Genomic DNA, 8,498 nt, shown 5'->3' on the forward strand with positions numbered 1-8,498 from the left:
GTGCAAGCGGCGTTAACCCATGCCGCCGGCCTGGTGATCGGCGATGCCGGCGTTTACAGCCGGGACGCCAGCAGTATTTACCGGCACGGTTTCACGCCGGCGCAATTGTTGGGAATCTGTAGCGCGGAAGGCAAGGCCGCCTTCGCCGAGCAACTCGGCGTTTCGGTGCTGACCACCGACGGCAGTTATCGGCTGTATACGCTGGATGCGTCGGCCTTGGCCGCGTTCGCGCTGGAACCGGTGTGAGCGCTTGAGCCGGGCATCCCGGAAGCAGGCTCAAACCACGCGATGTCAGACGACGCTTAGCCGATGTTTTGCAGTTCGCACGGTGCGCCGCGCACGAACAGCAGCGCGCCGGATTCGGATTCGACGCTGCCGTGCCGGCTGCCGGCCGGCGCCATCTGATAGTCGCCCGGCAACAGCAGAATGTCGCCCAAATACAGGTCGCCGGACAGCATGAGACATTCTTCTTCGACCGGGTGGCTGTGTCCGTCGATGCGGCTGCCGGGGGCGAATCGGTAGAAACAGGACTCGCGTTCGCCGTCGCGATACAGCACCCATTGTTCTATGCCGGGCGATAGTTCGCGCCAGTTTGCCTCGGAATTGAGATAACAGGTTTGCGACTTGTCCGCGCCGGGCAGCAGGCCGCCCAGGATTTCCCGAATCACGCCGGGCGTATCGCCGAGCGAGGTACCGCGCAGAAAGGCCAGCGCTCCGGTATCGGAATGGATGGCGCCGTGCCGGCTGCCGGCCGGCGACACGTGGTAGTCGAATTGGCCCAATCGCAGCTCGTCCATCGTCAATTCGCCGTGCAGTACGATGCCCTCCTCCAGCCAGTTGTGGCGGTGCGGAATCAGCGAGGCACCCGCCGCGAACTCGATCAACACCGAGCCGCCCTGCGGGCCGTCCCACAGCGCTTTGTAACGCACGCCGGATTTCAAATCCCGCCAGACGCCGTGGCGGGTGCGTACCGTCAACAAACCGGCGTGACTCGCCAGACTGTCGGCGACTTTGGCCAGCAAACCTTGGCGCATGGCCGCGCGTTGCGGCGCGGCGACCGGTAGCGGCGCCAGCGCGTCCAGTAGTTGCGCGGCAATCGGCTCGGCGGCGTCGGCGGGCTTGCGGGGTGGGCTGTCGGTCATTCGTGATAATCCTCGCCTAGGTTGATCGATAAAGACTGTTGCATGCCGAGCAGGGCCCGACGGATGTGCGACTTGACCGTGCCCAACGGTAAACCGCTGCACAGCGCGATGTCCTCGTGGCTCAGTCCGCGCAGAAACGCCAGCGACACCAGTTGCCGCGGCACAGGGTCCAGCGCGGCTAGCGCGGCATGCACGCGATGGCCTTGTTGGGTGGCGGCCAATAAGTCGATCGGCGCTTGTCCGCCTGGTCCTTCGATCGCCGCCCATTCTTCCGGTTCCAACTCGGTCAGGTCCGAGTCAAATTGGCGCAGCAAGTCCAAGGCCCGACTGCGCGCGATGGTCAGGACCCAGGCTTTGACCGTGCCGCGTTCCGGATCGAAGCGCGGCGCCTGCCGCCAGACTTGCCAGAAGGTGTCCTGTACCACTTCTTCCGCGCTGGCCGGTTGTTTCAGAATGCGCAATGCCAAACCGTAAACCTGCTCGACCATCGCGTCGTACAGCGTTCCCAGCGCCGTCTGGTCTTGATCGACGATGCCGGCCAAGGCGTGCCGCAATGCGGTATCGGCCGCCGTGCCGGCGTCGCGGTCGTGAATCGGGTGGGTTTCGGTCATGTCGCCGTCGTCGTGGTTATAAAGGCTATACGCAATTCGTCCGGATTTGGATGCGGCGGAGCCGAATTGATTTTGCTGGATGCACCAAATTCATTGAATCAATTTTTATCCCAGCGGGTAGCAAACGTCGCCTGATTCCGGCGCTATCCAAAAAAGTTTCGCCGGCCTTGCATCCAAATCGCCAGACGCCCCGTAGTAGTCATTGCAGGCCAGGCACCGTTTCGCGCTAGCGTCGTCCGGTCGCCGCCGAAGCTTGCATTTTACCCACGACGAGGACATTCATATGAAAACACGACTCTACGCGGCGGTCCTGTGCGGCTGCCTGATCGGCGGGCCGGCCGGGGCCGCCGATTTTGATTTTGCCGGCAACTTCAGCCAGGACAACTCGGTGGTCCGCTTCGATTTTAGCATCGCCAATCCCGGCAACGTGACGCTGTTTACGTCATCGTGGCTGACGGGCGGTTTCGATCCGATTTTGACGCTTTGGGATGCCAGCGGTCAACTGCTGGCCGAACAGGACGACGGCAACGGCGGCGGCAGCGCATTCTCCAACGGTGCGCTGTTGAATTACGGCGAATTCGACAGCTATCTGACGACCAACCTGCTGGCCGGCGACTACATCGCCACCTTGACGCAGTACGACAACTTCGCGGTATCCGGCGCGTTGGCCGACGGATTTTTGCGCGATGCCGATCCCTGGTTCACCCAGGTGTTCGGATGCAGTAACGCTCAGTTCTGCGAGGGCTCGCTGGTCGACAGCAACGGCGATTTGGTCGAGCCCAACCGCACGGCGGCCTGGGAATTCCATATTGTCGGCGTTGATGCCGCGCAAGCCGCGACGGTTCCGGAGCCGCCGACCGCGATGCTGTTGTTGGCGTCGGCGCTGTTTTTTGGGTTGGGCCGCTGGGCGCAACCGCGCAACCGGGGCGGCTTGACCTCGGCCACTGTTTAAACTTTCGGGAGTATCACCATGAAATCGATAAATCGCTATAAGCTAAGCCTGATCGCCGCGTTGCTCGCTTGCGGCGCGCCGTCCGCTCATGCCGCCAATCACCGCGAAGCGCCGTTGACCGCGCTGGATACCAAGGCCGACATTACCGACTGGTTTGCCTTTGTCAGTTACGACGATCCCAGCAAGGTGACGATGATCTTGAATGTCGATCCGTTGCTGGAACCGAGCAACGGCCCGAATTATTTTCCGTTCGATCCGGAAATCCTCTACGAAATGAAAGTGGACAACGATTTCGACGCCGAGGAAGACCTGACTTTGCAGTTTCGTTTTAAAACCGAATCGCGCTTGCCGGGCGTGTTCACGAGCTTCGTCGGTATCGGCGACGGCTTGAACACGCCGTTCAATTCGCCGGCGCCGCTGCCGGCCGGCACGCCGCTGGTGCCGGCGGCGATTACCGCGCTGGACGGCCCCGGCTCGGAAGGCCTGGGTCAGCGGCAGAGCTATACGGTGACGCTGATCAAGGGCAAGGGTAAAAACCGCCAGGTGATCGAGCTGAGCGGCGGGCAAAAACTCTACGCGGTGCCTTCCAACGTCGGGCCGCGCACGATGCCGGATTATCCGGCGTTGGCCAAGCAAGGCATTTACGACTTGACCGGCGGCATTAAAGTGTTTGCGGGCACGGTTGACGATCCGTTTTACATTGATTTGGGGGCGGCCTTCGATACCTTGAATTTTCGGAGCGGTGCCTCCGGAGTCGGCGTGCCCGGCGTGCTGAGCGATGCCCAAAGCGCCGACGACGCGCGTAACTTCGCGGCCGACGATGTGGCCGGTTTCAACGTCAATTCCATCGCCGTCGAACTGCCGATCGCGATGTTGACCCAGGACGGCAAATTGCACGGCGCCAACGAAGCTTTCGCGGTCGTCGGCACCTATGCCACCACCTCGCGGCCGCGCACTAAATCCTATGCCGAAAAACCCGGCGGCCGGCCTAAATTGGCCAACGCTTATACGCAAATTCAACGGATGGGCAACCCGCTGGTCAACGAACTGCTGATCGGTACCGGCGACAAGGACAAATTCAGCATGAGCGAACCCAAGCAAGACGCCGATTATGCCGGCTACGTGCTGGATCCGCTGATTGCCCGGGTGTTGAACGCCGGCACGGGCGGACAATTGCCGGTACCGGCGCCGCCGCGGGTCAAGCCGGATCAGCCGGGTTTCGATTTGGGGCCGCTGGTGTTTTACGCGGCGCCGATTTGCCCGGCCTGCACCAGCGAGCAGCGCGGGCCGATCGCCGATCTGCTTAGGTTGAATACCGGCATCGCCCCGGCGTCCGCGACTGCGCGCAAACGGATGGGCTTTTTGGCGGGCGATAGCGCGGGCTTTCCGAACGGCCGCCGGGTATCCGACGACGTGCTCGACATCACCGCGCAAGCCGCGGTCGGCGTGCTGCGCGCCGGCTTTGGCGCCTTCCCCAACAATCGGGTCGGCGATGGGGTCAACGCCAACGACCGACATTATCAGGAGAGTTTCCCCTACGTGGCCTTTGCCAATAGCGGCCGGCAAAGCCGGCACGTCGATCCCGGCGAAGCCGGTTGCGCCGACAGCCTGACTTCGGCGGCGGCCAATTGCCCGGAACAGTAGTCGCCCGGTCGGCGGGGCGCCCAAGCCCGGCGCCCTGAGTTTCTATACAACAATCAGCCTAAAAAATGCAGTTGGCGTGTTTTAGGCCGTTCGTGCTGAGCAACGTCGAAGCATGGACGGCCAATAAAATGTCCACCTGTTGGGCTATTGAAAATTCCCGCTCTCCCGTCGACAAGGTTCTCCTGAGCGTAGCCGAAGGGCTCAGGGCGAACGGGATTTTTCGAGGTTCAACTGCTCTTTTTAGGATCAAGCATCGCGTTTGGCTTCGGACCGAAATGCTGACTTTGGAGCCGCGTTCCGAGCCAGACGCGTGTTCAGCGAATGAAACCGAACAGGAGCTATCGATGAGACATTTACTATTGACGGCGCTGCTGGTGTTCGGCCCTGCCGCCCGGGGCCAAGCCTTTGTACCGGCGGACGACGATCAGGTTTTGGAAGTGTTGCCGGAGCGCGGCGGCGATACTCGGCTTCGGGCGCTGCGCGAGCAACTGCGGGCGGCGCCGGACGACCCGATTCTTACGCTACGGATGGTGGAGCGCTACATCGCCTTGGGGCGGGCGGAGGCCGATCCGCGCTACTTCGGCCGTGCCGAGGCGGTGTTGGCGCCGTTGGCTCGCTCGAATCCGTCGGCGGAGACGCTGACCTTGCGGGCCGTGCTGGCTCAGAATCGCCACGATTTTTCGGCGGCGTTGGCCGATTTGCGGCGAGCGCTGGCTTTACGGCCCAGGTTGACCGGGGCCTGGCTGACACAGGCGGCGGTTCATCAGGTACAGGGGCGCTATTCCGAGGCGCTGCAAAGCTGTCTGGTCGTCAGCCGCCAGGCGGCCGGTTTGGCCGGGCGAGTGTGTGTCGAGTCGGTGTTGGCCGACAGCGGCCAACTCGAACCGGCCTACCGGCGCTTGGCCGGTCTGTTGTCGGTTGCCGGGCCGGAGCCGGCCGAGGAACGGCAGTGGGCCTGGACCGTGCTGGCGGAAATGGCGGAACGGCTGGGCGATGCCGAAGCCGCCGAACACCACTATCGGCAGGCCTTGTCCATTGGCCGGCTAAGTGCGTACTCGCTGGCCGGATTTGCCGACTTTTTGCTGGATAGACAGCGGTTTGCCGAAGTGGTCGCGCTGTTGGCCGAGGAACAGCGCGCCGACGGATTGTTATTGCGGCTGGCTTTGGCGGAACGGCGGCTGGGGCGCTCGGAAGCCGAAGAACATCGGCGGACGCTGGCGGCGCGTTTCGCCGACAGCCGCCGTCGGGGCGATACCAGTCACCAAGGCGACGAAGCCCGGTTCGAATTGCAATTGAACGGCGAACCCGAACAGGCTTTGGCGCTGGCCGCCGCCAATTGGCAAGTGCAACGCGAGCCGCGTGATGCCCGCATCTTGTTGGAAGCGGCGATCGCGGCCGGCCAGTTCGAGGCTGCTCGCGACGTGTTGGCGTTTTTGGCCGGAACCGGCTTGGAAGATGCGCGTTTGCGGGAGTTGACGGCGCGCGTCGCCGGGAGGTTGGCATGAAGCGGTGGTTAGCCTTTCTGATATTGATCCTGGGCAGTTGCGCGGCCTCGGCGCACAAAGCAAGCGATGCGTATTTGAGCTTGACCTGGAACGGGGAGCGCTGGGTCGGCCGTTGGGACATGGCGCTACGCGATCTTCAGGAGGCGGTCGGTCTGGACCTGGACGAAGACGGTCGCATTGCCTGGCGGGAGTTGCGCGAGCGCGGCGACGCCGTCGCGGCAAATGCGCTAAGCCGCTTGAACATCAGCGGCGACGGCCGGGCTTGTCGCTTGGTCAGCGAAGGTTTGCGGGTCGATCAGCATAGCGATGGTGCTTATGCGGTACTGGATTTTCAGACGGATTGTCCGGCGACCGTGCGGCAAGTCGTGGTGGATTACCGCTGGTTTTTCGAGTTCGACGCGCGCCATCGTGGCTTGTTTAGTTTGGTCGGGCCTGGCGGTGCGCGCGGCGCGGTGTTTAGTCCCGAGCAAGCGTCTCAACGGTTTGAGCTCGTCGCCGACGGCGGCATCCGGTCGGCGCTGGCGGCGTTTATTCGGGAAGGGGTGACGCACATCTGGGCCGGCTACGATCATTTGCTGTTTTTGTTGAGCTTGCTGTTGCCGGCGGCCTTGGCGCGCGACGGTAGGGTTTGGCGGCGCAAGTCGAGTCTCGCTGAAATCGGTGCGGATGTGTTGGCGGTGGTAACGGCGTTCACGCTGGCCCACTCGCTGACGTTGGCGCTGACCGTTTGGCATTATTTGGCGCTGCCTAGTCGCTGGGTCGAAGCGGCGATCGCCGCTTCGGTGGCGGTCGCCGCGCTGAACAACATTTATGCTTGGTTTACCGAACGTCGGGTGTGGTTGGCCTTCGGTTTCGGTTTGATTCACGGCATGGGCATCGCCGGGGTGCTGTTGGACCTGGCATTGCCGAAATCCGGGCAAGCGGCGGCCTTGCTGGGGTTTAATCTCGGCGTCGAATTGGGGCAATTGGCGATTATCGCCGTCGCGTTGCCGTTAATCTATTGGGGTAGCCGGCAACGCTATTATCCGGTCTGGGTCCTGAAATACGGGTCGACCGGAATTGTCGGCTTAGCGCTGGTCTGGCTGGTCGAACGCGGTTTGGATGTGGCGATATTGCCGAGTTGACCACAGCGCAGTTGCCGTCGGCATAACGATGCCTGCCTTCGGGAGCCGGTTGCGGTCGGGAAGCGATTCGCTGCGTTGGCGTACGGGAGCGGAATAGCTCCGGTTAGGTTTTGGTTTCGATGACCAGGTTTTTTTGCGGCGATTGCGGCGGGATGGGGTGGGTGGCGTTGGGATACCAAGCCAGGATCTGTTTCACGTAATTCTGGGTTTCGGCGTAGGGTGGAATGCCCTTATAACGCTCCACGGCCTTCTCGCCGGCATTGTATGCCGCGAGAACCAGATCGACCTTGCCTTCGAAATGGCGTAGCAGCCAATGCAGATATGCCGTGCCGCCCTTGATGTTTTGCACGGGATTCCAGGCATCCTTGATGCCGAAGCGCTCGGCGGTTTCGGGTATCAATTGCATCAGGCCCTGGGCGTTTTTGCCGGAAAGCGCGGTCGGATTGAACGCCGATTCGGCTTTGATGACCGCCATCACCAATTGCGGGTCTATGCCGTAGATCGGCGCGATTTGATTGACCCAGGCCTCGACGATTTGCCGGTTGGGGTTGTTGTCGGTCACCGTCACCGTCACGACCGGTTCCGGGTGGCAGGTGGGGTCTTCGGCGGCCGGAGCGTCGCCGAAGCGGTTCAACATCGCTTGGGCGTGATTGTCGCCGCGATCGGCGGCTTGTTTGAACCAATGGCTGGCCAGCGCCAGATCCCGTTTGACGCCGCGGCCGTTGAAATACATGAAGCCCAGGCCGTAAGCCGATTCGCTGTCGCCGGCCAAGGCCGCCTTGCAGTACATTTCGAAGGCTAATCCGTAATCCTGTTTGATGCCGCGGCCGTGCTCGAAATCGGCGGCGGTCTGGCGCAGTTGGGCCAAATTTAACGGGGCGGTAACGTCGGCGACGGAGGGTTGCGCGGTCGCGACTAACAGGCCAATCAGCGGAAAATATTTCAGGTTCATCATGTTCTCGTTCTGTATTGCTGAGACTGGGTTTTCGCAAACCCGGCCGGAAAAGAACGGCGACCGTTCTCCAAGCTTCCAGCTACCGTATACATGGCAAGTGCTTAATCGCCCGAAAGGCTGCATCGCCTGCAATGGCCGATCTTACAAAATCGTAAGGTCGCGCTTGAAATGGTTATGGGTCCGTCTAGTATCAATCTCAGCTTGAGAACCAGTTCAAGTTTTTCGTACTATAGCGAGCGGCAATCTCGCTTGACATTGCCCAGATGGGCAGTATTTTGGTCGAAACTATATCACACGACAATTAGCGGCGGAATTGCTCGGCGATGCTCCGGGCCGGTAACGACGCGTCTGGACCAAGCTCGCCGTCCGCGCCATCCAAGGCTTGCATGGGCGTTCGACTGAAGCTTAGAGTTAATTTGGCGGTCGTCGATATTGTCGATCGGCCTGCAGTTTTTCGCATTGATCCGGAGGTATTGGCATGTCTGTATCCAAATCGCTTTTTCCGTTGAGCTCGTTACTGTTGATAAGCCTGGTTTCGGCGTCGCCGTCATGGGCCGGCGCAATT

At 61.6% G+C, this 8,498-nt stretch carries 8 protein-coding genes; 5 read left to right on the plus strand and 3 right to left on the minus strand.

From position 1 onward, the window contains the following. Window positions 1–246 (plus strand): hypothetical protein (locus AC3B8H_RS15410; protein ID WP_488442429.1); only part of this gene is annotated, 246 nt, incomplete at its 5' end. Window positions 247–302: 56 nt separating this feature from the next. Here AC3B8H_RS15410 and AC3B8H_RS15415 read toward each other — a convergent pair. After that, on the minus strand, window positions 303–1,142 hold the full coding sequence (locus AC3B8H_RS15415) for a cupin domain-containing protein (protein ID WP_488442430.1): 840 nt from the start codon (window positions 1,140–1,142) through the stop codon (window positions 303–305). Next, window positions 1,139–1,753 (minus strand): sigma-70 family RNA polymerase sigma factor, encoded by a 615-nt coding sequence (locus tag AC3B8H_RS15420; protein ID WP_488442431.1) that lies wholly within the window; start codon window positions 1,751–1,753, stop codon window positions 1,139–1,141. The genes AC3B8H_RS15415 and AC3B8H_RS15420 overlap by 4 nt, the downstream gene beginning before the upstream one ends. 283 nt (window positions 1,754–2,036) lie before the next feature. On the opposite strand from AC3B8H_RS15420, the gene AC3B8H_RS15425 reads away from it, so the two are divergent. The 4 genes from AC3B8H_RS15425 (at window position 2,037) to AC3B8H_RS15440 (ending at window position 6,978) form a co-directional block, all read left to right on the plus strand. Continuing rightward, window positions 2,037–2,705: a DVUA0089 family protein gene (locus AC3B8H_RS15425; RefSeq protein WP_488442432.1), complete on the plus strand. Its 669-nt coding sequence runs from the start codon at window positions 2,037–2,039 to the stop codon at window positions 2,703–2,705. An 18-nt stretch (window positions 2,706–2,723) separates the two neighbouring features. Then, on the plus strand, window positions 2,724–4,349 hold the full coding sequence (locus tag AC3B8H_RS15430) for a DUF4331 domain-containing protein (protein ID WP_488442433.1): 1,626 nt from the start codon (window positions 2,724–2,726) through the stop codon (window positions 4,347–4,349). Between the two features lie 344 nt (window positions 4,350–4,693). Beyond that, entirely contained in the window at window positions 4,694–5,854 is a 1,161-nt protein-coding gene (locus tag AC3B8H_RS15435) for a tetratricopeptide repeat protein (protein WP_488442434.1), read from the plus strand. Then, window positions 5,851–6,978 (plus strand): HupE/UreJ family protein, encoded by a 1,128-nt coding sequence (locus AC3B8H_RS15440; protein WP_488442435.1) that lies wholly within the window; start codon window positions 5,851–5,853, stop codon window positions 6,976–6,978. The genes AC3B8H_RS15435 and AC3B8H_RS15440 overlap by 4 nt, the downstream gene beginning before the upstream one ends. A 103-nt stretch (window positions 6,979–7,081) precedes the next feature. On the opposite strand, the gene AC3B8H_RS15445 is transcribed toward AC3B8H_RS15440, so the two are convergent. Continuing rightward, complete coding sequence (locus AC3B8H_RS15445) at window positions 7,082–7,933, minus strand: transglycosylase SLT domain-containing protein (protein ID WP_488442436.1); 852 nt, start codon at window positions 7,931–7,933, stop codon at window positions 7,082–7,084. Between the last annotated feature and the right edge of the window lie 565 nt (window positions 7,934–8,498).

This window comes from Methylomonas sp. BG-2 (genome assembly GCF_057766305.1).